Here is a 24,191-nt window from a genome sequence, read left to right on the forward strand (position 1 = left end):
TCAGATCGGGCCGCTCAGCGTGTTGCAGTCCGACAGCTTGCCGCTCTTGTAGCCGCGCGCCAGCCAGGTTTGCCGCTGCTGCGAGGTGCCGTGGTTGAAGCTTTCCGGCACGACATAGCCTTGCGTCTTCTTCTGCAGCGTGTCGTCGCCGATCTGTTTGGCGGCGTTCAGCGCGCTCTCTATGTCGCCCTGCTCCAATATGCCTTTCTGCGCGGTGTAATGTGCCCACACACCGGCGAAGCAATCGGCCTGAAGCTCGATGCGCACCGACAGCTGGTTGGCATCGGCTTCGCTCATGCCTTGCCGCATCTGGTTGAACTTAGACATGATGCCGGTCAGGTTCTGCACATGGTGGCCGACCTCATGCGCGACCACATAAGCCCGGGCGAACTCGCCCGAGGCGCCGAACTGCTGGTCGAGCTGCTGGAAGAAGGTCATGTCGAGATAGACCTTGTGGTCGCCGGGGCAATAGAACGGTCCGGCTGCCGCGGAGGCAAAGCCGCAAGCCGAGCGGACCTGGCCGCTGAACAGCACCAGCTTCGGGTCTTCGTAGGTCAGGCCCTGCGATTTGAAGATGCCGGTCCAGGTGTCTTCGGTCTCGGCCAGCACGGTGGCGACGAACTGCTTCATCTCGTCGTTGGCGGGCGCACCCGCGCCGCTGTCCTGGCCGCCGCTGTCGTCGGTGATCTGCCCGCCGCCGCCCGGCAGCAGGCCGCCGTCGCCGCCGCCCAGGATCGTCGACGGATCAAAGCCGAAATACCATCCGGCCAGCACCACCAGGATGACAAGGAAGATGCTACCGCCGCCCCCGGCGCGACCACCGATGGGGATGCGGAACTGACCGGGGCTGCCGCCGCCGAGCCCGCCGCCGCTGTCGCTGCGGTCGTCCTCGATATTGTCACTCTGACGACGGCCTCTCCAGAGCATGGCAACTCCTCGCGCTGCGAACTTCCCCGTTGTTCCGGCAAGGCCGGCTCAACCCAACAAACAATTATCCCAATGGTTGCACCAAGTCACAGCATTTTTCGAGACTGCGCCCCTGCCGAATGGCTGCCTCGCCACTCTGGCAGAGACCACGGAAGGCCTGTAGCATCGCCGCAAACGGAGGGGTACGCGAGGCTTGAAGACGTTCGGTGAATTCGTGTCGCTGCTCGCGGCCCTGCTCTGCCTTGGTCTCGCAAGTGCCGGCGCGGTGACGCTTGATTCCAGTGTCGCCGTCACCGATCCCGCCACTTTGCAGGCACTGGAGCGCGGCGGCCTGTCGATCAGCCGCCTGCTCGGTCCGGCACTCGGCCTCACCCGCGAGGTCGACAATCGCGGCCTATTTTCGGTGCCGGCGCTGGCCACCGTCCGCGACACCGTCAAGCTTGAGATCGCCGACGAACCGAAGACCAGTCCCGACCCCTATGTCGCGGCCATGGCTAGGTCGACCGACACCAGCCAGAAATTCAATCCGAAATACATCGACGACGACGGCTCGACGCTCGACCTGACCGGCGTCGTCAACCGCATGGATCGCGGCTATCTCGGCCATACCGAATGCGGCGAGATCCGGCTGATCTATCGCTTCCACTATTCGGTCGCGGAAAAGCCGGTGAAGGGAAAGGCGGGCCAGCGCATTTCCTCGCGCCTGCCGCTGACCATGAGCCTGGTGTTCAACGCCAAGCCCACGCGGGCCCAGGCCCGTGCTTCAAGGGATTTGCCGAGCGCAATCGATGTATCCTGCGCCGAAATCGCCAAGCGCTGGCTTGCCGCCGGGCAGATGGATCTGCCGCCAGACCAGTTGGCGGCGTGGCTGCGCTCTGACGAAGGGCCGCTCTCCGGCGCCATGCTGAATTCGTCGCAGATCATGCGCCTTGAACTCAACATGCAGGTGCTCAGGCTATCGGCCTCGACGCGCCGCGATTTCGGCGGCCACGCCGAATATCTGCTGAAGATCTTCAAATGGGATCCGGCCACATCGAGCTTCTACGAATCGAAGATGGAGAACCAGATCGACCGGGCGATCGTGCTGGCCGACAAGCCGTCCTTCGCCAAGTGGCTGCTCACCGACCGCAACATCTACGACCTCGATCATGGCCGGCTGGTCATCGACGAAAAGTTCCTGGCCAAGAGCGCCGTCTCCGTAGCACCCGGCGGCCTGAGCCGGTCGCAGAACAACATCGCCTATGGGCTGGTCGACGACGCCGATATCGACAAGGCGCTGAAGGACTACGTTGCCAGGGGCAACACGCTCTCCTCCGTCAAGTCGGTGGCAGGCTTCGAACTGCGGCTCAATGAGATGACCTGCACCGGCTGCCACCAGACGCATGGCATTGCCGGCTTCCACTATACCGGCGCCGACCCGGCCAGCGAGCCGCGCCGCAACGCCGTCTTCGTGCCGGGCTCGGCCGTGTTCTTTGCCGACCTGCCGCGTCGACGCGCCATCGTCGAGCAGTTCGCCGCCGGCGGCCATCCGGATTTCACGCGTGGCTTTGCCGCCCGTCCGGACCAGAAATACGCCGAGGCGCTGAAGGGCAGCGACCTCTACAATGGCTGGGGCTCGATCTGCTATCGGGGCGAGGATTTAAGCTTCAAGGACTGGAGCTGCGGCGAAGGCTTGCGCTGCGCCGGCGTCCACGAGAGCGCAATCCATCCGGGCTTCGGCACCTGCGTCAGCGAGGCCGGCACAGCGGTCGGTGACCCCGTCGAGTTCGGCGAGATAAAAATGTCGACATGGGGCAACGACCAGTATTGCCGGCTGTCACCGGCCACCGCCAAGGCATGCGCCATCGATCCGGCGCGGGACAAGAAGCCGCCGGTCAAGCTCGCCGGCTATGGCGCCGCACGCCAGCGTTATGACAATCCGCAGCAGAAGACCGGCGGCTTTCCCGGCGGCATGCTGCGCAAGGCAAGCTGTGAAAAGCTTCCCGACGAGGCGACCTGCGGCCGGTTGGCCAAGACCGGTTTCAACGACTGCATTGCGTCGGGCAAGGACCACAAATTCTGCACCAAGGAATTCACCAAGACCGCCGGCCTGCGCGCCTGCGACAAGGCGCATCCCTGCCGCGAGGACTATATCTGCACCGCCGGCTATGACGACCTGCCCCAGGCCAAGCCTGGTGAAGGCACCTGCATCCCGCCCTATTTCATCTTCCAGTTCCGCGTCGACGGCCACCCCAGAAGCTGGGTGCAAGATGTCAGGGAGTGAGAGCCCGGTTTTGCCGCAGGCAAAATGATAGGCCCAGTGGTCAACGAAGGCGCCGTTGCTACATCTCAGCAAACGGCTTTCGCCGACAATTGCCGATGTCTGCCCGAAAGGCGCCTAATCCCTTTGCTTGGCGCCGGCGCTCTTGCCGTCGGAACTTTTAGAGCGCTCCTCGAAACGCGCGGCGCCCTTCTTCAGCGGGTGACCGGTCTCGGCTTCGGTCTTGCGCTCGTCCTTGGCCGCTGCCTGTTTCAATCCCTTGGCCGCCTGTTTGCCCTTAGCGGTCGGTGCCTGTTCAACGCCCATCACTTCCTCCCTTGGCGCGCGCCAATCGCGCGGTGTCAGGAGCAACGTGCGTAACATCAGGCGGTTCCCGCGCGGCTTCGTCGTTCGGGAAACGCGGCGCTGACGCAGCTCAGCGTGCCGCCGTCATCGCCTTGCGGAATGCCTCGAGCGTCTCGGCGCTGACATGGTGCTCAATGCCCTCGGCATCGATGCGCGCAGTCTCGGCGCTGACGCCGAGCGAACGCAGGAAGGCTTCCACCGTCTGGTGGCGGATGCGGCTCTCCACCGCGACCTTGCGGCCGGCATCGGTCAGGAACACGCCGCGATAGGGTTTTCTGGACACCAGGCCGTCGGCGCACAGCCTGGTCAGCATCTTGGCCACCGTCGGCTGGGCCACGCCGAGCCGTGCGGCGATATCGACCTGACGCGCTTCGTTGCCGTCTTCGATCAGGTCGGCGATCAGCTCGACATAATCCTCGACCAACGCGCTGCGGCGCGCTTCGCGCGTGTGCCTGAACCCCTCCGAATGGACGTCGGCGTCAGGCAGCGGCTTTTCGCGCGGGACCGGTCTGTTCTTCAGCGCCAATGCGCGCCCCTCCTGGGAGTTTAGCCGTCCATGCATTCATAGCACGGGCTCTGATTCTTCAGGCCGTTTATTTGCATTCCGCCACAGGCGCAACCGGCGTTGTCGGCGACCGTTCCCGCGCCAGGTCGCCGCTCGAACAAAAAGCACCGACAATGAAATATAGCATATTGCATAATGTTGAGCCATGGCATAGCTTAGGGGAACATCGACACGTCTCGCGGAAAGCCCCTCATGTCTGAAGTCGAAGCCACAGCCTCCCAATCCACTTGGCGGTTCGCCAGGCCCGAGGAGGACGACCAGCCCAGCCTGCGCGAGGTCAATTCTTCCATCGCCGTGCCGAACTCGGGCGTTTGGTTCCGCCGGCTGTTCGCCTTCATGGGCCCCGGCTACATGGTCTCGGTCGGCTATATGGATCCGGGCAACTGGGCGACCGACCTCGCCGGTGGCGCGCAGTTCGGCTACACGCTGCTGTTCATCATTATGCTCTCCAACCTGATGGCGATCCTGCTGCAGGCGCTGGCTGCCCGCCTCGGCATCGCCACCGGCCGCGACCTCGCCCAGGCCTGCCGCGCCTACTATCCACGCCCCGTCAATTTCATGCTGTGGATCGCGTGCGAACTGGCCATCATTGCTTGCGACCTGGCCGAAGTCATCGGCACCGCGATCGCGCTGCAGCTTCTGTTCGGCATTCCACTGATCGGCGGCGCCGTGCTCACGGCGCTCGATGCCTTTCTCGTGCTGTTGTTGATGAACAAGGGTTTTCGCTATCTCGAAGCCTTCGTCATCGCGCTCCTGATCATCATCTTCAGCTGCTTTGCCATCCAGATCTTTGTCGCCGCCCCGCCGGCCGGCTCGATCCTGCATGCAATGTTCATTCCGTCGTCCGAGATCGTCACCAATCCGGCAATGCTCTACATCGCCATCGGCATCATCGGCGCCACCGTCATGCCGCACAATCTCTATCTGCACTCCTCGATCGTGCAGACCCGCGCCTATGAGCGCACCGACAAAGGCAAGCGCGACGCCATCAAATGGGCAACGACGGACTCGACCATCGCCCTGATGCTCGCCTTGTTCGTCAATGCCTCGATCCTGATCGTGTCGGCGGTCGCCTTCCACGACACCGGCCACCAGGATGTCGCCGAGATCGGCCAGGCCTTCGAGCTGCTGTCGCCGCTGCTGGGCCTCGGCATCGCCTCGATCCTGTTCGCCGTCGCGCTGCTGGCTTCCGGCCTGAACTCGACTGTGACGGCGACGCTGGCCGGCCAGATCGTCATGGAAGGTTTCCTGCGCCTGCGCATCCCCAACTGGGCACGCCGCCTGCTGACGCGCGGGCTCGCCATCATCCCGGTGGTGATCGTCACCGCGCTCTATGGCGAAAAAGGCACCGGCCAGTTGCTGGTGTTCAGCCAGGTGATCCTGTCGATGCAGCTGCCCTTCGCGGTTGTCCCGCTGGTGCAGTTCGTCTCCGACAGGAAGAAGATGGGCAACCTCGCCATTCCGCGCGGCGTCGCCGCACTGGCCTGGGTGGTCGCCGCGATCATCCTGGTGCTCAACTTCAAGCTGCTCTACGACACCATGTTCGGGGTCGGCTGAGACGCAAAATCGACTGCTCTGCTGAGAGATAGTCCGGCGACAAATCGGCAATCCGCGCTATCTTCTCCCGCGTCATGACCGGGATAGAAGACGTCAGGAAGTTCTACGCGAGGCTGATGGCCGCCAATGCCGGCTCGCCCGATCCGCGCCTGGAGGCGGTCTTCGCCGAGGTGCCGCGCGAAGCCTTCCTCGGTCCTGGGCCGTGGACGATCATCGCCGGCAACGGCAAGATCACGACGCCGAGCGCGGATCCGGCTCACATCTACCAGAACGTGCTGGTGGCGCTCGACAACGACAAGGGCATCAACAACGGCGAGCCGTTCCTGCACGCCATGTGGATCGGCAAGCTTGCGCCGAAACCCGGCGAAGCCGTTTGCCATATCGGCGCCGGCACCGGCTACTATACCGCGGCACTGGCCAAACTGGTTTCGCCCGGCGGCACCGTCACCGCTTTCGAACTCGACAACAACCTGGCCGAACTCGCACGACAAAATCTCGAAACCTATGGCAATGTGACCGTCGTCCATGGCGATGCCGTGACGTCGCCCTTGCCGCCATCCGACATCATCTACGTCAATGCCGGGGTCGCCGCGCCACCGGTGGGATGGCTGAAGGCGCTGCGGCCGGGCGGTCGCATGATCTTTCCCTGGCGCCCGGCCGAGCGCGTCCCGCTGTCAGTGATGGTGACCCGCACCGAAAAGGGCTTCGCCTGCAACCCCTTCATGCGCTCATGGTTCATTCCATGTGTCGGCGCCTCGGTTGCAGACCCCGCGGCGAAGATCCCGACGCGCGACCAGGCCGCGCGCAGCCGCTCGATCTGGCTGACGTCGGACAAGCTGCCGGACCGCACCGCCACGGCGATCTTCGGTGAGGTCTGGTTCTCCTCGCGCGTCCTCGATGCCAGGCCTCGCAGGTGACGCACCGACGGCGGGCCTGTCAAAATCTTGCCAGCGGTGTCGGACGGGCGGCGATCCGCGCGTCCTTGGGCTGAAGTCCAGCCGCGACGGCGTGGATTGAAGAAACCGGAGCATTGGAATGAGAAAGATCATCGCCGCGACATTCGTCAGCCTCGATGGCGTCATGCAAGCCCCAGGCGGTCCGGAAGAGGATCCGGTCGGCGGCTTCAAGTTCGGCGGCTGGACGTTCCACTACTGGGATGACGCCATGGGCGCGTTCATGGGCGAGACCTTCACCAAGCCCTTCGACCTGCTGCTCGGCCGCAAGACCTACGACATCTTCGCCGCCCACTGGCCGTACCAGGACAACGATCCGATCGCCGAAAGCTTCAACGCCGTCACTAAATATGTGGCGACGCACCGGCACGACACGCTGACCTGGAACAACAGCCAGTCGCTGGGCGACGATGTCGTGGCAACGCTGCGCAAGCTGAAGGAGCAAGACGGCCCGGACCTGCTCATCCAGGGTTCGAGCGACCTGATCCAGACCTTGCTCGCCAATGACCTGATCGACGAGATCAGCCTGCTGATCTTCCCGCTGGTGCTGGGCAAGGGCAAGCGGCTGTTCGGCAACGGCACCATGCCTTCCGCCTTGAAGCTGACCCGCCCGCAGGCCTCCAGCACCGGCGTCATCATGGCGACGTATGAGCGTGGCGGCGAGATCAAGACCGGATCGTTCGCGCCGGAGAAGCCGTCCGAGGCAGAGATCGAGCGGCGCAAGAACTGGAAGTAGCTGGACCTGGTTTCAAGCCGCCACCAGCCGCCGCGCCAGCCCTTCGCGGATATGCCGCGCGAACTCTTGCGCTGCAGGCCCGACACCATGCCTCGGCAAATGCAGGTTGATGGCAAAATTCGGCAGCGGCGGCAGGCCTGAATCGAACGGCAGTATGTCGAGATCGGCCGGCACGGTGGAGGCCAGCCATGTGGTGACCGCGAGGTCCGAGCGCACCGTCGCCGTCGTCGCGTCGATGTTACCGTTCTCGAATACGGTACGCCATTCCAGCCCGTGCTCACCAAGCGCCGACAGCACCGCCGGCCGGAAGGCGCAGGTGTCGGCAACGATCGAAACCGGCAGCGGCCGCTTGGCGCGGGCAACGCCGCCCTTGGCGCCGACCCAGACCAGCCGGTCTATGGCCAGGCACTCGCCGGCCGACGGGCCGACCCGTTCCTCGATCACCGCAAGGTCGATGGTGCCGGCCGCAAGGGCAGCAGTCAGCTCCGGTGACGACGCGCAGACCAGCGATATCTCGACCTGCGGATAGGTCTCGGCATAGCGCTTCAGCACCGGCGCCAGCAAGGTGCCGACGAGATCGTAGGGCACGCCGAGCCGCACCTGGCCGGCCACCGGGGTGCCCGCCATGTCGGTCCAGATCTCGTCATTCAAGGCCAGCAGGCGCTTACCCTTGCCGAACAGCCGCTCACCGGCGCGCGTCAATCTGAGGCCGCGCCGGTCGCGCTCGAACAGGCTGGCGCCGAGCGCCTCCTCCAGCCGCTTGACCTGCTGGCTGACGGCGCCTTGCGTCAGGTGCAGCGCATTGGCAGCCGCCGTCATGCTGGCCTTGTCGGCGACGGTGACGAAGGTGCGGATCAGCGCCATGTCGAGATTTCGGATCATAGCTGCATTATGTCTTCTAATGCCAAGCATAGCAAACATTGTATTTACTGAAGTTCATGCGCGGCTAGGATGGCGGTGTCCGTCGATGCATGTCGCCCAAAAATGCGCAGCGGTTTTGGGAGAACGAGATGCAGAAACAAAACTTGAAGCGTGTCGACACGCTTAAAGGAAGCCGCATGCTCGAGCCGATCATCCCCCTCGTCCTGTTTGCGATCATTGCCACCACCACGCCCGGCATCGCCACGACCCTGTCGACGGCGTCCGGCGCGCAGTTCGGCTTTCGCCGTTCCGTTCCCTTGCTCGTTGGAAGTGCCGCCGGCCTCGCCACGGTGACGGCCGCCGCGGCCGCCGGGCTCGCCGGCCTGCTGCTTGCGGTGCCCTCGCTGCAACTGGCGATGAAGGTCGTCGGCTCGCTCTATCTCGTCTGGCTGGCGATCAAGATCGGTCGCAGCGGACCGCCCGACCTGGACGTCACCATGGCCAGTCCGAACAGCTTTCTCGGCGGCGCCGGCATTCAATGGATGAACCCCAAGGGCTGGGCGATGGGGCTCGGCGCGGCAGCCTCGTTCGCGGCTTTGACCAGCGGCCCGCTGCAGCTTGCGCTGCTGCTAGGCGCCACCTTCGGCTTGGCAGCAGCTGCCTCGCTGTCGCTGTGGTGCGTGGCCGGGATGCTGCTTGCCCGGCTGCTCAAGACAGAATGGCAATGGCGCGCGCTCAACATCGTGCTGGCGCTGGTGCTTGCCGCCTCGATCATTCCAATGTGGCGGTCGGCCTGAACGCCAACCGCCACACGCGGGCTCAAGCCGCGTAGCGTGCCGCCGGCTTGTTGGCATGCAGGCTGCCGTAGAAGGCTTGGCGCGCGCCGAGGAAAGTGTCCAGCTTGGTGGCGTCGGCAAGCCCCGGCACGGTAACCGTTTCGCCCTTGGCCAGGCCGACAAGTGCGGCATCGACCAGATCGTCCGCCGTCATGACGATCTCCTGCGGAAGGCTATCGATATCGCTGCCGGCGATCTCCCAGAAATCGGTCCGGGTCGCGCCTGGCAGCACCACCTGCGCCTTCACCTGCGTACCCGCAACTTCGCGCTGCAGGGCTTCGGTGAAGTTGACGACATAGGCCTTGGTGCCGCTGTAGATGCCGCCGAACGAGGTGTCGAAGGCAAGCACCGAGGCGATGTTGACGATGGCGCCACGGTTGCGCGCCACCAGACCTGGCAGCACCGCACGGGTCAGCCGCGTCAAGGCGATGACATTGACCTTGATCATGCGCTCGACGGCGTCGGCATCGGCTGTCGCCACCACCTGCTGGCCGCCAATGCCGGCATTGTTGACCAGCACCGTCACGCTGTCGTCGGCGGCGATCGCCTGCTCGACGCGGCGGACATCATTGTCGTCGGCGAGATCGGCGCTGATCACGCCGACCTTACGGCCGTAGGCGTAGCGCAGCTTCTCCGCCAGTTCCTCGAGCCGGTCGGCACGCCGCGCCACCAGCACCAGGTCATAGCCCTGCCCTGCCAGCCTGTCCGCATAGACCGCACCGATGCCCGCCGAAGCTCCGGTGACCACCGCCGTGCCCTTGTTGCTCTGTCCACTCATTGTCCTGTTCCTTCTTCGACTGATTGCTTCGCTTCGACTTTTGCCGCCGGCACCGTGGGCAACCGCCCTTGCCCTGCCGCCAAAGCCATCTGATCTTATTTAGTGGCATATACCACTATGTATGAAATAGGCATATGCCACTATCTTGTCAATGATCGGGACTGAGATTATTTAAGGGTAAGCGGTCGGGCGTGATGCAGCCGTCGCCGAGAGAAAAAATGTCAAAAGATGCCCTACCCGGCCTGACGCTGTGCAACAACGCCATGCTGCGTCGCGCGGCACGCAAGCTCGGCCAGTATTATGATGATGTGCTTGCGCCTTCGGGCCTCAAGGCCACGCAGCAGGGCCTGCTTTACCAGATCCATATCGGCAACGAGCCGGCGATGGGCGCCATTGCCGCGTCCATGATCATGGACCTGTCTGCGCTTGGCCACACGCTGAAGCCACTGATCCGCGACGGCTATGTCGAGACTTTCGCCGATCCGGACGACCGCCGCATCAAGCGCGTGCGGCTGACGCCGCAAGGTCTGGTCAAGCTCGATGAGGCGATGAAGCTGTGGCAGGTCGCCCAGCAGCGTTTCGAGGACGTGGTCGGCAAGGATCAGGCGGCAAAACTGCGCGCGGCGCTAGATGACATCGCCGCGCTGGATTTCGAGCTGCCGCCGGCCAGCTAAGGCAGCCGACGGGCCTCCGAGAAGACTATTCAGCCGGCATGGCAACCGGCCGCGCCGCCCAGCGACCGGCCAGCACGATGCCGAGCCCGATGATCGGGAAGGCCGCGGCGACCAGCCCGAGATCGGCCGGCGCGCCATAGCGCAGCACGGCGCCACCGACCACCGCTCCTAGCGCCACGCCGAGATAGAGTGCCGAACCGTTGAGCGACAGCACGATCGGCGCGGCGTCGGGCGCCAGCTTGATGATGCGGCTGGCCTGCGCCGGCGGGAACGCCCAGCCGACAATGCCCCACGGCACCATCATCGCCATCAGCGCCGGTCCGGCAATATGGGACGGCAGGAAGGTCGGGATGACCGACAGCATGACCAGCATGGCCGCACTCAGCGTCAGCGACCAGCCGACGGTGCGCGTGGCGCCAAAACGGTCGGCTGCCTGGCCGCCGGCGATGTTGCCGATGACGGCGCCGACACCGAAGGCGAGCAGCATGCCGGGCAGCGCGATCTGGCTGAGCCCGCCGCCCTCGATGGCGAGCGGCGCGACATAGGCAAAGACGGTGAAGGCGCCGGTCAGCGCCAGAAGCGTCGTCAGGAGGATCGGCATCACGCCGGGCCGCAGCGCCGCTGCCAGCCGGCGCTTCAGGGGCAGCCTGGTGCCGACGATGCCGCGTGGCAGCCGGTACCACAGGATCGCGCCGGCAAGCGCGCCAAGGCCGGCAATGGCGTAGAACGTGCCGCGCCAGCCGGCGAATGCAGCGACCAGAGCGCCAAGCGGCGCGCCGACCGCGACAGCCACCGTGGTGCCACCGACGACGACGGCAATGGCGCGGGCCCGGTGATGGTCATCAACCAGCGCCACCGCCGTGCCTTGCGCGGTCGCAGCGAACAGGCCCGACGACAGCGCCATGACGATGCGTGCGATCAGCAGCAGTTCGAAGGAGGAGCTCAGCGCGGCGGCAATGTTGCCGATGACGAAGAACACCAGCGTCCACAGGATGACACGGCGCCGGTCCCATTCGCCGGTCAGCGTCGCCAGGATCGGCGTACCGACCGCATAGGCGAGCGCGAAGGCGGTGATCAGCGTGCCGGCCAGCGGAATGGAGATGCCGGCGTCCGCCGCGATGTCGGGCAGAAGGCTGGAGATGACGAAGCCTTCGGTCGAGATCGTGAACGATCCGAGCGCAAGCCAGAAGAGGCGCTTGTCCATGGGGCGTGTCCTTAGTTCAAAAGTTATTGAACAATTGGACATGACAGGGCATGATGTCAATGAAGCCAGGGAAAAATAGCAGCACCCTCCTGACAGCCCTGTGTCAGCACAGTCGGTCAGCACGGATCGCAACGGAAGAACGGCGCGTATGCGCAGAGCAGGATGGATGCGTTGAAATCGGCCCGAACTGTGCTTAGTTTCCAGCCATGACCTTGCCACACCCCAATACCGACCAGATCAGCCTGCCGATCGTGCTCGGCGTGCTCGGTGACCCGACGCGGCTCGCCATCGTGCGCTATCTCGCCAGCAAGGAAGGCGTGGCGCTGAACTGCAGCCAGTTCCTCGACCTCGGCTCCAAGACCAATCTGAGCTATCATCTGGCCAAACTGCGCGAGGCCGGGGTCACCCGCGCCGAAGTCGTTGGCACCAACCGCATGATCACGCTGCGTCGCGCCGACCTCGACGCCCGCTTCCCCGGCCTGCTCGACAGCGTCATCGCCGCCGCCGGAGACGATCCCGCGCTGCCCGCGGTCGGTGGCCACGATCTTGAAGTTTCCGCCTGACCCTTGCAGGAATTGGGTTCCTCGCCCCGCATAGCGGGGGAAAGAGAAAACGCTGCCCCACGTTCGGAGCCACCCAAGATGCGCATCGCCGTCCTCGCAGATATCCATGGCAATGTGCTGGCGCTGGACGCCGTGCTTGACGATCTGAAGCAGCGCGGCGGCGCCGACCTGACCGTCAATCTCGGCGACAGCGTTTCCGGCCCGCTATGGCCGCGCGAGACGTTTGCGCGGCTGGAAGCGCTCAACCTGCCGACGGTGCGCGGCAACCACGACCGTCGCGTCGCCGCCGATCCGGCCAGTGACGAGATGTGGCCTTCCGACGCCTATGCGCAGGAGCGGCTGACGCAGGCGCAGCGCGAGGCGCTGTTCGCGCAGCCGCTGACGCTCGAGATCGCGCCCGGCATCATCGCCTTCCACGCCCGGCCCGACCATGACGAGAAATATCTGCTCGATGCGATCACCGATGGCCAGCTGGTGCGCGCGCCATTGGCGGCGATTCGGCGCCGGCTGAAGGCGCTTGACCCGGCCTGCCGCATCGCGCTGTGCGGCCACAGCCACCGGGCCGAGCTGATCCGCATCCCCGGTGGTCCGGTCGTCTTCAATCCCGGCAGCATCGGCTGCCCCGCCTATGACGATTCGACGCCGCCGGCGCATGTCTCGGAGCAGGGATCACCACATGCGCGCTACGGCATTGTCGCCTTGGGCAGCGCCGGCCAGCCCGACCGCTTCGAGGCCATCGCCGTCGACTACGACCACGAAGCCGCGGCCAGACAGGCCGGAGATGCGGGACGCCCGGAATGGGCCCACGCGCTCAGGACCGGCTTCATGCCGGGCTGAGTGTAGCTCATGCCGGGCTGAACTCGTTGATGCCGCCAGCCTCCCTGACCCGTAAACTTGCAACGCCAGGCCGCCGCGGCTAGACACGAAATGCCCTCAGCCAGGCCGGGAGGATTGACCTGGCGAGGGGATCAGCTGGGGCTTCGCAAGGAGCAGCAGGGTTTCTCCCGTCCGCCCAGCACCATGGTTCGTTCGAATTTTCGGGCTTACATGGCGGCGCGTCGTCGCTTATAAAACCGGCCGGGCAAGCGACGGGCTCGATCCGTCGCGTGCACGGTGTCTTTGAGTATCAGCGCACGGCCAAATGATGAGGCGCACCGTTACGCTCCGAACAACCCTGCATGCGCTGATTGCGGCTCCGCTTCTGATGGCGGCCTGGCCGGCTGTTGGCCCCGCCATGGCCGAAGAATCGCCGGATCTCGTCATCTCCATCGTCACCGGCCTGGCGCCGGATGACCTTCTCAATATCCGCACAGCAGCATCGCCGGTCGCCACGGTCGAAGCGCGTCTGGCTGGAGGCGCAAGCGTCACCAATCTCGGCTGCAACGACGTCAACGGCAACAAATGGTGCAAGGTCGAGAGCATGGGCAAGGACAAGCTGAGCGGATGGGCGCCGGCGCGCTACCTCATCCCCCTCAATCCGGCTCCCTATGTCGAAGGCCAGGCAAGACCGGCCGACGCACCGATGGTCGCCTCCACTGGCAATGAGGCCGATCAGGCATCGGCGCTGGACAAACCACAAACCGGCGACCCCGCCAAGCCCCAGCCGCCGATCGCACCGCCGCCCGACCTGGCGGCGCGTCTGGGTGGCGCGGGTCCGGAGGCTGGCGCCGAAAGCACGCAGAAATCAGCCGTCGAAATCGGCCAAACGGCCATGCGGGATGCCTACGGCCTGGCCTTCGCGGTGCAGGAAAACCCGACGACCGGCGAGATCGAAAAGCCGCCGGCCGCGGCATCCATTGCCCCGCCGCCTGACTCACAAGCCGTCGCGCGGATGGAACCGCCAGCGGGCCATGCCACCAATGAAATTCCCTGCGCCCGCTATGTCGGCGAGCCGATGACCCGCTGCCCGGTCAGCGTCGTGCGCGCCGGCACGGACAAGGCCGACGTCACCGTCACCTGGCCCGATGGCGGCACCCGCGTCATCTCCTTCGTCGCCGGCAAGCCGGCCGGGTCCGACGGGCAGAGCGACTTCCGCTTCACCCGTGAAGGCAGCCTGAACATGATCCGCATCGGCGTCTCCGAACGCTTCGAGATCACGGATCAGATGGCGCTGGGGGATTAGTCTTAGGGGAGTAAGGGAGTAGGGCAGTAAGGCAGTATGTTTGCAGCGCGCTCCAAACTCTACCTACTCCCCTACTCCCCTCATTTTCGGGGTTACATCGGGCAAAACTCTTCCCTATAAGGCCCTCCTAGCCTGATACCAGAATCGCGAGCACAACCGGCCGGGTCTTCCCGTCCCGGTTTTTTGTGCAAGCCGCCCGCCGAACGGAACTTATCGCCCATGCCAAGACGCACTGACATCAAGTCGATCCTGATCATCGGGGCCGGCCCCATCGTCATCGGCCAGGCCTGCGAGTTCGATTATTCCGGCACCCAGGCCTGCAAGGCGCTGAAGGAAGAGGGTTTTCGCGTCATCCTGGTCAATTCAAATCCGGCCACAATCATGACCGACCCGGAACTGGCCGACGCCACCTATATCGAGCCGATCACCCCGGAAGTCGTGGCCAAGATCATCGCCAAGGAGCGGCCCGATGCGCTGCTGCCGACCATGGGCGGCCAGACCGCGCTCAACACCGCTCTGTCGCTGCGCCGCATGGGCGTGCTCGACCGCTACAATGTCGAGATGATCGGCGCCGACGCCACGGCGATCGACAAGGCCGAGGACCGCGCGCTGTTTCGCGAGGCGATGAAGAAGATCGGGCTGGAAACGCCGAAGTCGATGCTGGCCAACGCCACCGACGTCAAGAACACCGACCGCAAGACGCACGAGGCCGAGCGCGCCGCCGTCAAGGCCGAGGCCCCGGCCGATCTCGACGCTGCGCTCGACGCGCTGGAAACCCGCTGGAACCTCGGCGAAGGCGACCGCAAGCAGCGCTACATCAGCCATGGCATGGCGATCGCCGCCCAGGCGCTCGACCATGTCGGCCTGCCTGCCATCATCCGCCCGTCCTTCACCATGGGCGGCACCGGCGGCGGCATCGCCTACAACCGCGCCGAATTCTACGAGATCGTCCAGTCCGGTCTCGATGCCTCGCCGACCACCGAAGTGCTGATCGAGGAGAGCGTGCTCGGCTGGAAGGAGTACGAGATGGAGGTCGTCCGCGACAAGGCGGACAATTGCATCATCGTCTGCTCGATCGAGAACATCGACCCGATGGGCGTGCACACCGGCGATTCGATCACCGTCGCGCCAGCGCTCACGCTCACCGACAAAGAATACCAGATGATGCGCAACGCCTCGATCGCGGTGCTGCGCGAGATCGGCGTCGAGACCGGCGGTTCCAACGTGCAGTTCGCCGTCAACCCGGCCGATGGCCGTCTGGTCGTGATCGAGATGAACCCGCGCGTCTCGCGCTCGTCCGCCCTGGCTTCCAAGGCGACCGGTTTCCCGATCGCGAAGATCGCGGCCAAGCTCGCCGTTGGCTACACGCTGGACGAGCTGGAGAACGACATCACCGGCGGCGCGACGCCGGCCTCGTTCGAGCCGTCGATCGATTACGTCGTCACCAAGATCCCGCGTTTCGCCTTCGAGAAATTCCCCGGCGCCGAGCCGGTGCTGACCACCGCCATGAAGTCGGTCGGCGAAGTCATGGCCATCGGCCGCACGTTCCAGGAATCGCTGCAGAAGGCGCTGCGTGGTCTCGAAACCGGCCTCACCGGCCTCGACGAGATCGAGATCCCCGGCCTCGGCCACGGGACCGCGATCGCCAACCATGCCGACGACCGCAACGCCATCCGCGCAGCACTGGGCACGCCGACGCCCGACCGGCTGCGCATGGTGGCGCAGGCGATCCGCATGGGCACCTCGCTGGAAGACGTGCACGCCATGTGCAAGATCGACCCGTGGTTCCTCGAGCAGATCGCCGGCATCGTCGCCATGGAAGCCCGCATCCGCGAGCACGGCATCCCCGGGGATGCCGTCAATCTGCGCATGCTGAAGGCGATGGGTTTTTCCGACGCCCGCCTGGCATCGCTGACCAGGACCGACATCGAAGTGATCGCGAAGGTCCGCGAAAAGCTCGACGTTCACCCGGTCTACAAGCGCATCGACACCTGCGCCGCCGAGTTCGCCTCGCCCACCGCCTACATGTACTCGACCTACGAAGTGCCGTTCGCCGGCCACCTCGCCAACGAGGCGCAGGTCTCGTCGCGCAAAAAGGTCGTCATCCTCGGCGGCGGGCCGAACCGCATCGGCCAGGGCATCGAGTTCGACTATTGCTGCTGCCACGCCGCCTTTGCGCTGCGCGACGCCGGCTATGAGGCGATCATGATCAACTGCAACCCCGAGACCGTGTCGACCGACTACGACACCTCGGACCGGCTCTATTTCGAGCCGCTGACGGCGGAAGACGTGCTGGAGATCCTGCGCGCCGAACAAGCCTCGGGCGAACTGGTCGGCGTCATCGTCCAGTTCGGCGGCCAGACGCCGCTGAAGCTGGCGGATGCGCTGGAGAAGGCCGGCATCCCAATCCTCGGCACCTCGCCCGACATGATCGACCTCGCCGAAGACCGCGACCGCTTCCAGAAGCTGCTGCACAAGCTCGGCCTCAGCCAGCCGAAGAACGGCATCGCCTATTCGGTCGAGCAGGCCCGCCTCGTCGCAGGCGAGCTCGGCTTCCCGCTGGTCGTGCGCCCGTCCTATGTGCTCGGCGGCCGCGCCATGCAGATCATCCATGACGAGGGCATGCTGCAATCCTACCTGCTCGACACCGTGCCCGGCCTGGTGCCGGAGGACATCAAGCAGAAATACCCCAACGACAAGACCGGCCAGATCAACACGCTCCTGGGCAAGAACCCGCTGCTGTTCGATACCTATCTCTCGGGCGCCATCGAGGTCGATGTCGATTGCCTCTGCGACGGCAAGGCAACCTTCGTCTCCGGCATATTGGAGCACATCGAGGAGGCCGGCATCCATTCGGGCGACAGTGCCTGCTCGCTGCCGGTGCACTCGCTGCCTTCGGAGCTGGTGGATGAGCTGGAGCGCCAGACGGCGGCACTCGCCCGCGCGCTCAATGTCGGCGGCCTGATGAACGTGCAATATGCGATCAAGGACGGCACGGTCTATGTGCTGGAGGTCAACCCGCGCGCATCACGCACCGTGCCCTTCGTCGCCAAGACCATCGGGCGGCCGATTGCCAAGATCGCCGCCCGCATCATGGCCGGCGAGACGCTGGAAGACGCCTTCGCCCATTACGGCGCCATGCCCGACCCCAGGAATCCCGGCCACATCGCGGTCAAGGAAGCCGTGTTCCCCTTCGCCCGCTTCCCCGGCGTCGACATCTTGCTCGGCCCGGAAATGCGCTCGACCGGCGAGGTCATGGGCCTCGACCGCGATTTCGCGCTGGCCTTCGCCAAGAGCCAGCTGGGCGCCGGCGTCGACCTGCCACGCTCCGGCACGCTGTTCGTCTCGGTGCGCGACGAGGACAAGAAGGGCATATTGCCGGCGGTGAAGCGCCTCGCAGGTCTCGGCTTCAAGGTGATGGCAACCTCAGGCACGGCCCGCTTCCTCGCCGAAAACGGCGTCGTCGCCGAGAAGATCAACAAGGTGCTGGAAGGCCGCCCCCACATCGAGGACGCCATCCGCAACCGCCAGGTCCAGATCGTCTTCAACACGACTGATGGCCAGAAGGCGGTGTCGGACTCAAAATCGCTCCGCCGCGCGACGCTGATGCAGAAGGTGCCGTATTACACGACGCTGTCGGGCGCTGCCGCGGTAGCGGAGGCGATTGCCGCGCTGAAGGCGGGGAGCCTCGAGGTCAGGCCGCTGCAGGAGTACTTTGCCTAGAGCGAAGCCGCGGCTGCCATGGCTTCGGCATCGGCGTCGTAATTCCAGACCCAGGCGCGTTCCTGCGGCTGAGCGTCAAGCTTGCGGTCGCGGGCATGCAAGTCGCCGCTGGATGCGTCATAGCGAGCACCGTTCATGCGCGCCATGCGCTGGACGCCGGCAGTCCGCTCGCGCCGCAGCTGCTCGTAAATCAGCAGCGCCCGTGGGGCTGACTTGCGGTCTGCGTGGCTCAGCACCGTCGCCAAGGCAACCGCGTCTTCGATGGCCTGATTGGCTCCTTGTCCCAAATGCGGCAGCATTGGGTGGGCGGCGTCGCCCAGCAGGGTCAGGCGTCCGCGAGTCCAGGTTGCGAGCGGCTCACGATCGAACAGGCCCCACCTAAACGTCGTTTTCAGTTGGGCAATGACCGTCTCGACCATGGGGTCCCAACCGGCGAACTCCCGGGCAAGGGCGGCGGGATCGCCCCGTGCCGACCATGACTCCTTCATCGGCTCGTCAGTCGTCACAAAGCCGACGTAGTTGATGAGCAGGCCGGCGCGCACCGGATAGACGAGAAAATGCTTGCCTGCACCAAGCCAGTTGCGCATCGCTCCCGGCGGCCACGAGACACCAGCCGCCGGGATCACCCCTCGATAGGCGACCGATCCCGAATAGAGCGGGGCGGACGGGGCAACTACGAACTGCTGAAGGGTAGAATGGATACCGTCAGCCGCGATCACGACGTCGGCCGTGGTGCGCAAACCATTGGCGAAAGTGATGACGGCCTGCTCATCGTCCTGTTCGAAGCCGATACATCTGTGGCCGGTCTTCACACTATCGGCAGGTAGCCGATCGACGAACATTGCCAGCAAATCGGCGCGGTGCATGCCGTAGAACTCGATTTGGCTGGCAAGCTCGGGGGGCCACATCGCAGCCGCATAGGATCCATCGGCGCGACGAAACTGTGGGTCGATCCATCTGGCGCCCGAGCGGATCAGCTCGTCACCGAGGCCGAGCCGCCGAAGCATCCGGACACCGTTCGGTTGGATCACGACGCCGACGCCGACCTCGGCCAGGGCCGTAGCCTGCTCGTAGAGACGGACGTCCATGCCACGTTGAAGCAGGGCGGCAGCAGCGGCGGCGCCGCCGATGCCGCCGCCAATGACTGCCACACGTAGCGGGCTCGTGCTCATTGCTCCGGCTCGTCAAGCATGGTCAGCCCTTGGCGCGTGCCGCCACCCGCGGCCGCCCGTGAATATTGGCAGCCTAGCGCCGGCGCACAGCGCAGGCAAACGGCGATCATGTTGTAAGGGGTGCGTCGTCGCCGAGAACAAGGTGCTGGAAAGCCGCCCCAACATCGAAGACGCCATCCGCAACCGTCAGGTGCTGATCGTCTTCAACACCATGGGCGGACAGAAGGCGGTGTCGGACTCCAAATCGCTGCGCCGCTCACGCCACCGCCACGCACTCGATCTCGATATCAAACTCCATCGGCCATGACGCCACCGGCACGAAGCTGCGCGCCGGCGGGTTGATCGAAAAATACTTCGCATAGACCCGATTGATGGCGTTGTAGAAGCCGGAATTGACGGCGTAGATGCGCACCATCACCACATTGTCGAGCGAGGTGCCGGCCGCTTCCAGGCAATGTTTCAGCGCCTTCAGCGACGCCTCGGTCTGCGTTTCGATGTCGCCGCGCACCATCTCGCCGGTCACCATGTCCACCGGCGGCGTCGCCGAGATGAACACGAAGCCGTTGGCCTTCACCGCTGTCGAACAGGGAAGGCCGAGCGCCCGCACCTTGGCCGACATGACAGGCACTTCGATGACTTCCTTCTTCACGGCAAATCTCCCTGGGTTTTCAGGGACCTTATCGCGCCACCAGCCGAACGCCAGCGCGGAGCGATGATCCAGGACTGACGCCGCTCACCCCTGCCCAGATGCGGCGCCGGGAACGCCCTTACCTTCTCCCCTTGGGGGAGAAGGTGGATCGGCGCGATAGCGCCGAGACGGATGAGGGGTGCTCCAGCGGAGTGAGACGTTGGCGTTCCCTGGAACACCCCTCATCCGTCGCCTTCGGCGACACCGCCCGGGGCGAGTCACGGGCCTCGCCCGCCCTTCGGGCCCCACAAGGGGAGAAGGGGAGCTCGGCTCAGCCCACCGCCACACATTCGATCTCGATATCGAACTCCATCGGCCATGACGCCACCGGCACGAAGGTCCGCGATGGTGGGTTCTCGGGAAAATGCCTGGCATAGACGCGGTTGATGGCGTTGTAGAAGCCGGAATTGACGGCGTAGATGCGCACCATCACCACGTTGTCCAGCGAGGTGCCGGCCGCTTCCAGGCAATGCTTCAGCGCCTTCAGCGATGCCTCGGTCTGCGTTTCGATGTCGCCCTTGACCAGCCTGCCGGTCGAGATATCGAGCGGCGGCGTGCCGGACACGAAGACCAGCCCGGCGGCTTTGGTCACCAGCGACAGCGGCACGCCCAAGGCACGCACGGCTGCCGACAGCACCGGCACTTCGATGATTTCTTTCTTCACGGCAATCCTCCCTGGGTTTGCAGGGAGCTTACCGCGCCGCCCGGTGAACGCCAGCGCGGATGCATGGGCCAGAGCTACCCCTGCCCCGGATACGGTGTGCCGTCCTTGTGCAAGAAACGTCCGTCGGAGCTCGGGCTCATCATGTCGATGTCGGAGCATGTGATGACGTCGTCCGGGTCGCGCGAGCCGACCTCCAGATAGAGCGCCGTCGTGGACGACCGGTTGATCAGGTGATGGCCGTTGCCGCTGTTCTTGGCGAAGGTCGCGCAGTCGCCTGCCTTGAGCAGCGTCTCGCCGCCGTCCTCGACCAGCATCAGTTCGCCTTCCAGCACGGTGACGAACTCGTCCTCATGGCTGTGCCAGTGGCGCTGGCTGGACCAGCCGCCGGGCGGCAAGGTCATCAGATTGACGCCGAAATCGGTGAGCCCGCCCGCGTCGCCCAGCCGCCGCCGCGTGCGGTCGGCACAGGGTTGATCGAAAGGCGCGGGGTAGCCGGAGCCCTTGCGGACGGGCACGGCTGACAGGTCGATCTTGGGCATGGAATGCTCTCCCGTTTTGTGCCGACATTGTAGACAAGAACCGCTTGGCACAGACAGCCTTGTCGACGTCGGCGCTGCCCCTCATTGCCCTGCCGGGCATTTCTCCCCGTGCCACGGGGAGAAAGGGGCCTGCCGCGACGTCGGCTCTCTTCCTGCAGCGCTGGCGATTGGCGAAAGCGTCGATCACAGCTCCCCTCTCCCCGTTCTACGGGGAGAGGATGCCGGCAGGCAGGTGAGGGGCGGCGCCAGCGTCCGGAAGGTGCGAACCAACCTGAAGCGATCGCCCGCCGTACAGAACGAGCCCCTGCCCTCCTAGTGACAGCACGCCTCGCCATATTGCAGTTGCTCGTTCCAGTTCGGCCGGCCCTCGGGCGTGAAATCCATCAGGTTCCACAGCGGCTCGCAGGTGCCGACGCCACGCGGATCCTGGCCTGGGTCCGTTGGCGCGAAATCCAGTTCGGAACTCCAGAAATGGCGGATGCCGTCGGCGTCGCGATGGAACACCGACAGCAGCGGCGACTGTGCGCCGTCGGCCGCCTCCGCATTGTAGTCGCGCTTGAAGCCGTTGTTGGCCGAAGACACCAGCCGCATGTTGCGCCAGCCTCGGTCGCGACCGAGCGTGACCAGGTTTTCGAGCGCGGTTTTCGCCACCACGGCGAAGTTGAAGCCGGCGGCTTCGAGATGGCCGACCGCGCCGTCGAACTGGTCGAGCAGCGCCGTGCAGGACGGGCATGGCTGGTCCAGCCGTGCGAGCTTCGCCGTGCCGCCGCTGGTCGCCACGTCGCGCGTCTCGCGTGGGTGGCGGGGAAACATCATGTTGTAGAGGATGAGCGAATCCTTGCCGGGCGCAAACAGCTCCGACAGTTTTACCTTCCCGGGCTTGCCGTCCGATCCCAGCGCGTCGAACACATAATCTTGCGGCACTAGCCCACCGGGCGGCAGCGCGCGCCGCGCGACCGCAACCTCTTCCATGGCGCGGCGCAGCCCGATTTCCTTCTGCAGCAGTTTTTCGCGGGCGGTGCGGTATTTGGCGGATTCGTTGGGAAAGGTGATCATGATCGGCTCCTTCGGTCGCGGCGCCGGCGTCCCGGCGCGGTTGCTCTGCGACCCAAGGACGTTTGGCGGCGATCGGTGCCGACATTTTTTTGCGCAGCGCTCGGGCGATTCCTCGTGGCGGAACCTCGCTCTCTTCCCAGCATTCTCCCCACAGGATAAGCCAGCAGTCCGGGAACAAAATGCACAACGACGATGACGACGAGATCGACCTGCGCTGCCCGCAAGTGGTGGCCGACAATGCCGCCAAGGGGCTGCGCCTGCGCGGCGAATTCGGCCGTGGCGGCACCGAGATCGGCGTGGCCCGCGCCACCGAACTGAAGAACCGGGAAAAGCTCGCGCCCTCCACCATCCGCCGCATGGTCAGCTATTTCGCCCGCCACGAGGTCGACAAGCGCGGCAGGAACTACGGCAATGAGCAAAACCCGTCGGCCGGCTACATCGCCTGGCTGCTGTGGGGCGGCGACGAGGGCCGCGCCTGGGCGCTGGACCTCAAGCGGAAGATCGGCAACGCGCCGGACATTTGAGCGCCCCGCTCAGCTGTACCAATCGACCTCGAACATGCCGAGCCGATCGTAGAGCCGCACTGCGGCGGCGTTTTCTTCGGTGTTGGTCTTCAGGTCGACATAGTCAGCGCCGCGTGCGCGAAAGGTGGCGAAGGCGTGCCACATCAGCGCTTCGGCAATGCCCTTGCCGCGCGCCTCGGGATGGACGGCGAGGTCCTTGACGAAGGCGCGCGTCCAACACAGCGCGGCCGCCGCCAGCCGGCCCTTGGCGTCGATGACGAGGAAACACAGCGCCGGGTCGAATTCGGGATCGCCTGATATGCGCGGCCACCACTCGTCAAACGGGCCGTCGGCACCGTCGTCGAACACTTCGGTCAGGAGCGCATGCAGGGCCGGCGCATCACCGGGCTCGAAGCAGCGCATCACAAAGCCTTCCGGCCAGTGCGCGGGAACCAGCGTCTCGTCGAGGATCTTGCGCAGCCGGATATCGTTCAGAGCCGGCGGCCGCGGTTCAGGCATCGCGCTCAGGCGTCGGGCTGCAGGCGGCTGCGCTGGCGGTCGCGGCCAAGCCCGGTCGCCTCGAGCAGGCCCTTGCGCTTGGCGTCGAAATAGTAGCCGGTCTGGTAGAGCCAGTCGGCCCGCTTGGCGTTGCCGCCGGACACCAGCCAGGCGCCACGCAGATATTTGACCGCGTATTTCAAATTGGTGTCGGCGTCGAACAGACCCTTGGCCGGTCCGTCATAGCCCATGCCGCGCGCCGTCGCGTGCTTGATCTGCATCAGCCCCCAATGGCCATTGTTGTAGGCTTTCGGGTTGAAGGTGCTCTCGCGGTTGACGACATGGCGAACCAGATCGACCGGCACCTGGTAGAGGGCGGCGTATTTCTCGATCAGCCGCTCGACGTCGCCACGCACGCCCGGCGCGTGCTCTTCTTCCGCGGGTGCCATCGGGAACTGGACGAGGGCAGCCGGGTTCTGCGGCACCATATAGGCGACCTGCTGGACGCCTGGCACGACCTTCCGGTCGCCCTTGGCGGTCGCGGGCATGACGAGCCCGGCGGTCGTATAGGTCTCGGCCGTCTTGACGGTCTCGCCTGCGGTCGCCGGCGGCGGCGCTTGCCAGGCATTGGCGGTCATGATGGCGGGTACCGCCGGCGCTGCCGGGGTCGATCCGGCGAAGGCGGCGGTCGCGGCAGCCGGCTGGACGGCGGCATCGGGTGCCGGCGTGGCCGGGCCGGGCGTCAATTCAGCCGTCTGAACCGGTGCGATTCCCGATGATTCCGGCAGCACCGAAACCGTCTCCGGCAGCGGTATCGTGAAGCCGGCGTCAGCACCGGCGGCAGTCGCGGTTTCGGTCAGGGCAGGCGCGGGTTTCATCTGCGAGGTCGACGTGCAACCGCTGATGCCGGCGGCAGCCAGGAACACGCCGATCGCGATAAGAGTGTGTTTTGCTGGCAAGCCGCGCT

The 24,191-nt window shown here is 65.2% G+C and carries 24 protein-coding genes; 11 read left to right on the top strand and 13 right to left on the bottom strand.

Annotated elements, in window-relative coordinates; all coding sequences use genetic code 11:
• A complete protein-coding gene (gene ypfJ / locus AC1DYW_RS26295) occupies window positions 1-927 on the bottom strand; it encodes a KPN_02809 family neutral zinc metallopeptidase (protein ID WP_477228134.1) in 927 nt (308 codons plus the stop codon).
• A 193-nt stretch (window positions 928-1,120) separates the two neighbouring features.
• Between ypfJ and AC1DYW_RS26300 the strand changes: the two genes are divergently transcribed.
• Window positions 1,121-3,190 (top strand): hypothetical protein, encoded by a 2,070-nt coding sequence (locus AC1DYW_RS26300; RefSeq protein WP_477228135.1) that lies wholly within the window; start codon window positions 1,121-1,123, stop codon window positions 3,188-3,190.
• Between the two features lie 114 nt (window positions 3,191-3,304).
• On the opposite strand, the gene AC1DYW_RS26305 is transcribed toward AC1DYW_RS26300, so the two are convergent.
• Both AC1DYW_RS26305 and mntR read right to left on the bottom strand, forming a co-directional pair.
• Window positions 3,305-3,493 (bottom strand): hypothetical protein, encoded by a 189-nt coding sequence (locus tag AC1DYW_RS26305; RefSeq protein ID WP_095090960.1) that lies wholly within the window; start codon window positions 3,491-3,493, stop codon window positions 3,305-3,307.
• 109 nt (window positions 3,494-3,602) lie between these two features.
• Window positions 3,603-4,058 carry a manganese-binding transcriptional regulator MntR gene (gene mntR / locus AC1DYW_RS26310; protein WP_167392353.1) on the bottom strand — a complete coding sequence of 152 codons (456 nt, stop codon included), beginning with the start codon at window positions 4,056-4,058 and terminating at the stop codon, window positions 3,603-3,605.
• 231 nt (window positions 4,059-4,289) lie between these two features.
• Here mntR and AC1DYW_RS26315 point away from each other — a divergent pair, with 231 nt between their 5' ends.
• The 3 genes from AC1DYW_RS26315 to AC1DYW_RS26325 all read left to right on the top strand — a co-directional run bounded on the left by AC1DYW_RS26315 (window position 4,290) and on the right by AC1DYW_RS26325 (window position 7,343).
• A complete protein-coding gene (locus AC1DYW_RS26315; RefSeq protein ID WP_457153166.1) occupies window positions 4,290-5,654 on the top strand; it encodes an Nramp family divalent metal transporter in 1,365 nt (454 codons plus the stop codon).
• Window positions 5,655-5,728: 74 nt separating this feature from the next.
• Window positions 5,729-6,571 (top strand): protein-L-isoaspartate O-methyltransferase family protein, encoded by an 843-nt coding sequence (locus tag AC1DYW_RS26320; RefSeq protein ID WP_477228136.1) that lies wholly within the window; start codon window positions 5,729-5,731, stop codon window positions 6,569-6,571.
• Window positions 6,572-6,689: 118 nt separating this feature from the next.
• A complete protein-coding gene (locus AC1DYW_RS26325; RefSeq protein WP_477228137.1) occupies window positions 6,690-7,343 on the top strand; it encodes a dihydrofolate reductase family protein in 654 nt (217 codons plus the stop codon).
• A gap of 12 nt (window positions 7,344-7,355) precedes the next feature.
• Here the strand turns inward: AC1DYW_RS26325 and AC1DYW_RS26330 are convergent, their stop codons facing one another.
• On the bottom strand, window positions 7,356-8,225 hold the full coding sequence (locus AC1DYW_RS26330; protein WP_477228138.1) for a LysR family transcriptional regulator: 870 nt from the start codon (window positions 8,223-8,225) through the stop codon (window positions 7,356-7,358).
• Between the two features lie 176 nt (window positions 8,226-8,401).
• Between AC1DYW_RS26330 and AC1DYW_RS26335 the strand changes: the two genes are divergently transcribed.
• Window positions 8,402-9,001, top strand: coding sequence for a LysE family translocator (locus AC1DYW_RS26335; RefSeq protein ID WP_477228327.1), 600 nt, complete (start codon window positions 8,402-8,404; stop codon window positions 8,999-9,001).
• A gap of 22 nt (window positions 9,002-9,023) precedes the next feature.
• On the opposite strand, the gene AC1DYW_RS26340 is transcribed toward AC1DYW_RS26335, so the two are convergent.
• Complete coding sequence (locus AC1DYW_RS26340; protein WP_477228139.1) at window positions 9,024-9,818, bottom strand: SDR family NAD(P)-dependent oxidoreductase; 795 nt, start codon at window positions 9,816-9,818, stop codon at window positions 9,024-9,026.
• A 218-nt stretch (window positions 9,819-10,036) separates the two neighbouring features.
• On the opposite strand from AC1DYW_RS26340, the gene AC1DYW_RS26345 reads away from it, so the two are divergent.
• Complete coding sequence (locus AC1DYW_RS26345) at window positions 10,037-10,492, top strand: MarR family winged helix-turn-helix transcriptional regulator (protein WP_477228140.1); 456 nt, start codon at window positions 10,037-10,039, stop codon at window positions 10,490-10,492.
• 25 nt (window positions 10,493-10,517) lie between these two features.
• Here AC1DYW_RS26345 and AC1DYW_RS26350 read toward each other — a convergent pair whose 3' ends face one another.
• Window positions 10,518-11,696, bottom strand: a complete 1,179-nt coding sequence (locus AC1DYW_RS26350; RefSeq protein WP_477228141.1) for an MFS transporter — start codon at window positions 11,694-11,696, stop codon at window positions 10,518-10,520.
• Window positions 11,697-11,902: 206 nt separating this feature from the next.
• On the opposite strand from AC1DYW_RS26350, the gene AC1DYW_RS26355 reads away from it, so the two are divergent.
• The 4 genes from AC1DYW_RS26355 to carB all read left to right on the top strand — a co-directional run bounded on the left by AC1DYW_RS26355 (window position 11,903) and on the right by carB (window position 18,104).
• The gene (locus AC1DYW_RS26355; protein ID WP_457152519.1) at window positions 11,903-12,259 is read left to right on the top strand and encodes an ArsR/SmtB family transcription factor; all 357 of its coding nucleotides are present in this window, start codon (window positions 11,903-11,905) and stop codon (window positions 12,257-12,259) included.
• A gap of 78 nt (window positions 12,260-12,337) precedes the next feature.
• The gene (locus tag AC1DYW_RS26360) at window positions 12,338-13,096 is read left to right on the top strand and encodes a metallophosphoesterase family protein (protein WP_477228142.1); all 759 of its coding nucleotides are present in this window, start codon (window positions 12,338-12,340) and stop codon (window positions 13,094-13,096) included.
• 397 nt (window positions 13,097-13,493) lie between these two features.
• Window positions 13,494-14,381: an SH3 domain-containing protein gene (locus AC1DYW_RS26365; protein ID WP_477228143.1), complete on the top strand. Its 888-nt coding sequence runs from the start codon at window positions 13,494-13,496 to the stop codon at window positions 14,379-14,381.
• A gap of 219 nt (window positions 14,382-14,600) precedes the next feature.
• Window positions 14,601-18,104, top strand: a complete 3,504-nt coding sequence (carB, locus tag AC1DYW_RS26370; protein WP_477228144.1) for a carbamoyl-phosphate synthase large subunit — start codon at window positions 14,601-14,603, stop codon at window positions 18,102-18,104.
• Here carB and AC1DYW_RS26375 read toward each other — a convergent pair.
• The 5 genes from AC1DYW_RS26375 to AC1DYW_RS26395 all read right to left on the bottom strand — a co-directional run bounded on the left by AC1DYW_RS26375 (window position 18,101) and on the right by AC1DYW_RS26395 (window position 22,223).
• Window positions 18,101-19,276 carry an FAD-dependent monooxygenase gene (locus AC1DYW_RS26375; RefSeq protein WP_457152515.1) on the bottom strand — a complete coding sequence of 392 codons (1,176 nt, stop codon included), beginning with the start codon at window positions 19,274-19,276 and terminating at the stop codon, window positions 18,101-18,103. The two genes, carB and AC1DYW_RS26375, sit on opposite strands and share 4 nt — an antisense overlap.
• Window positions 19,277-19,532: 256 nt before the next feature.
• A complete protein-coding gene (locus tag AC1DYW_RS26380) occupies window positions 19,533-19,925 on the bottom strand; it encodes a RidA family protein (protein WP_477228145.1) in 393 nt (130 codons plus the stop codon).
• Between the two features lie 310 nt (window positions 19,926-20,235).
• Window positions 20,236-20,628 (bottom strand): RidA family protein, encoded by a 393-nt coding sequence (locus tag AC1DYW_RS26385; RefSeq protein ID WP_477228146.1) that lies wholly within the window; start codon window positions 20,626-20,628, stop codon window positions 20,236-20,238.
• Window positions 20,629-20,702: 74 nt separating this feature from the next.
• Window positions 20,703-21,167: a cupin domain-containing protein gene (locus AC1DYW_RS26390; protein ID WP_477228147.1), complete on the bottom strand. Its 465-nt coding sequence runs from the start codon at window positions 21,165-21,167 to the stop codon at window positions 20,703-20,705.
• A gap of 312 nt (window positions 21,168-21,479) precedes the next feature.
• The gene (locus AC1DYW_RS26395; protein ID WP_477228148.1) at window positions 21,480-22,223 is read right to left on the bottom strand and encodes a DUF899 family protein; all 744 of its coding nucleotides are present in this window, start codon (window positions 22,221-22,223) and stop codon (window positions 21,480-21,482) included.
• A gap of 179 nt (window positions 22,224-22,402) precedes the next feature.
• Here AC1DYW_RS26395 and AC1DYW_RS26400 point away from each other — a divergent pair, with 179 nt between their 5' ends.
• Complete coding sequence (locus tag AC1DYW_RS26400; RefSeq protein WP_457153702.1) at window positions 22,403-22,747, top strand: hypothetical protein; 345 nt, start codon at window positions 22,403-22,405, stop codon at window positions 22,745-22,747.
• A gap of 9 nt (window positions 22,748-22,756) precedes the next feature.
• On the opposite strand, the gene AC1DYW_RS26405 is transcribed toward AC1DYW_RS26400, so the two are convergent.
• Together AC1DYW_RS26405 and AC1DYW_RS26410 are read right to left on the bottom strand one after the other, a co-directional pair.
• Window positions 22,757-23,245, bottom strand: a complete 489-nt coding sequence (locus tag AC1DYW_RS26405) for a GNAT family N-acetyltransferase (RefSeq protein WP_477228149.1) — start codon at window positions 23,243-23,245, stop codon at window positions 22,757-22,759.
• Window positions 23,246-23,250: 5 nt separating this feature from the next.
• Window positions 23,251-24,183, bottom strand: coding sequence for a transglycosylase SLT domain-containing protein (locus tag AC1DYW_RS26410; protein WP_457153704.1), 933 nt, complete (start codon window positions 24,181-24,183; stop codon window positions 23,251-23,253).
• Between the last annotated feature and the right edge of the window lie 8 nt (window positions 24,184-24,191).

The sequence above is a fragment of the Mesorhizobium sp. P2_D5 genome (assembly GCF_056404355.1).

What these genes read in the sequence shown, in the direction of transcription:
- ypfJ (WP_477228134.1), bottom strand. Translation starts at nt 927, where the DNA reads ATGCTCTGGAGAGGCCGTCGTCAGAGTGACAATATCGAGGACGACCGC.
- AC1DYW_RS26305 (WP_095090960.1), bottom strand. Translation starts at nt 3,493, where the DNA reads ATGGGCGTTGAACAGGCACCGACCGCTAAGGGCAAACAGGCGGCCAAG.
- AC1DYW_RS26315 (WP_457153166.1), top strand. Translation starts at nt 4,290, where the DNA reads ATGTCTGAAGTCGAAGCCACAGCCTCCCAATCCACTTGGCGGTTCGCC.
- AC1DYW_RS26320 (WP_477228136.1), top strand. Translation starts at nt 5,729, where the DNA reads ATGACCGGGATAGAAGACGTCAGGAAGTTCTACGCGAGGCTGATGGCC.
- AC1DYW_RS26325 (WP_477228137.1), top strand. Translation starts at nt 6,690, where the DNA reads ATGAGAAAGATCATCGCCGCGACATTCGTCAGCCTCGATGGCGTCATG.
- AC1DYW_RS26330 (WP_477228138.1), bottom strand. Translation starts at nt 8,225, where the DNA reads ATGATCCGAAATCTCGACATGGCGCTGATCCGCACCTTCGTCACCGTC.
- AC1DYW_RS26335 (WP_477228327.1), top strand. Translation starts at nt 8,402, where the DNA reads ATGCTCGAGCCGATCATCCCCCTCGTCCTGTTTGCGATCATTGCCACC.
- AC1DYW_RS26340 (WP_477228139.1), bottom strand. Translation starts at nt 9,818, where the DNA reads ATGAGTGGACAGAGCAACAAGGGCACGGCGGTGGTCACCGGAGCTTCG.
- AC1DYW_RS26345 (WP_477228140.1), top strand. Translation starts at nt 10,037, where the DNA reads ATGTCAAAAGATGCCCTACCCGGCCTGACGCTGTGCAACAACGCCATG.
- AC1DYW_RS26350 (WP_477228141.1), bottom strand. Translation starts at nt 11,696, where the DNA reads ATGGACAAGCGCCTCTTCTGGCTTGCGCTCGGATCGTTCACGATCTCG.
- AC1DYW_RS26355 (WP_457152519.1), top strand. Translation starts at nt 11,903, where the DNA reads ATGACCTTGCCACACCCCAATACCGACCAGATCAGCCTGCCGATCGTG.
- AC1DYW_RS26360 (WP_477228142.1), top strand. Translation starts at nt 12,338, where the DNA reads ATGCGCATCGCCGTCCTCGCAGATATCCATGGCAATGTGCTGGCGCTG.
- AC1DYW_RS26365 (WP_477228143.1), top strand. Translation starts at nt 13,494, where the DNA reads ATGGCCGAAGAATCGCCGGATCTCGTCATCTCCATCGTCACCGGCCTG.
- carB (WP_477228144.1), top strand. Translation starts at nt 14,601, where the DNA reads ATGCCAAGACGCACTGACATCAAGTCGATCCTGATCATCGGGGCCGGC.
- AC1DYW_RS26375 (WP_457152515.1), bottom strand. Translation starts at nt 19,276, where the DNA reads ATGAGCACGAGCCCGCTACGTGTGGCAGTCATTGGCGGCGGCATCGGC.
- AC1DYW_RS26390 (WP_477228147.1), bottom strand. Translation starts at nt 21,167, where the DNA reads ATGCCCAAGATCGACCTGTCAGCCGTGCCCGTCCGCAAGGGCTCCGGC.
- AC1DYW_RS26395 (WP_477228148.1), bottom strand. Translation starts at nt 22,223, where the DNA reads ATGATCACCTTTCCCAACGAATCCGCCAAATACCGCACCGCCCGCGAA.
- AC1DYW_RS26400 (WP_457153702.1), top strand. Translation starts at nt 22,403, where the DNA reads ATGCACAACGACGATGACGACGAGATCGACCTGCGCTGCCCGCAAGTG.
- AC1DYW_RS26405 (WP_477228149.1), bottom strand. Translation starts at nt 23,245, where the DNA reads ATGCCTGAACCGCGGCCGCCGGCTCTGAACGATATCCGGCTGCGCAAG.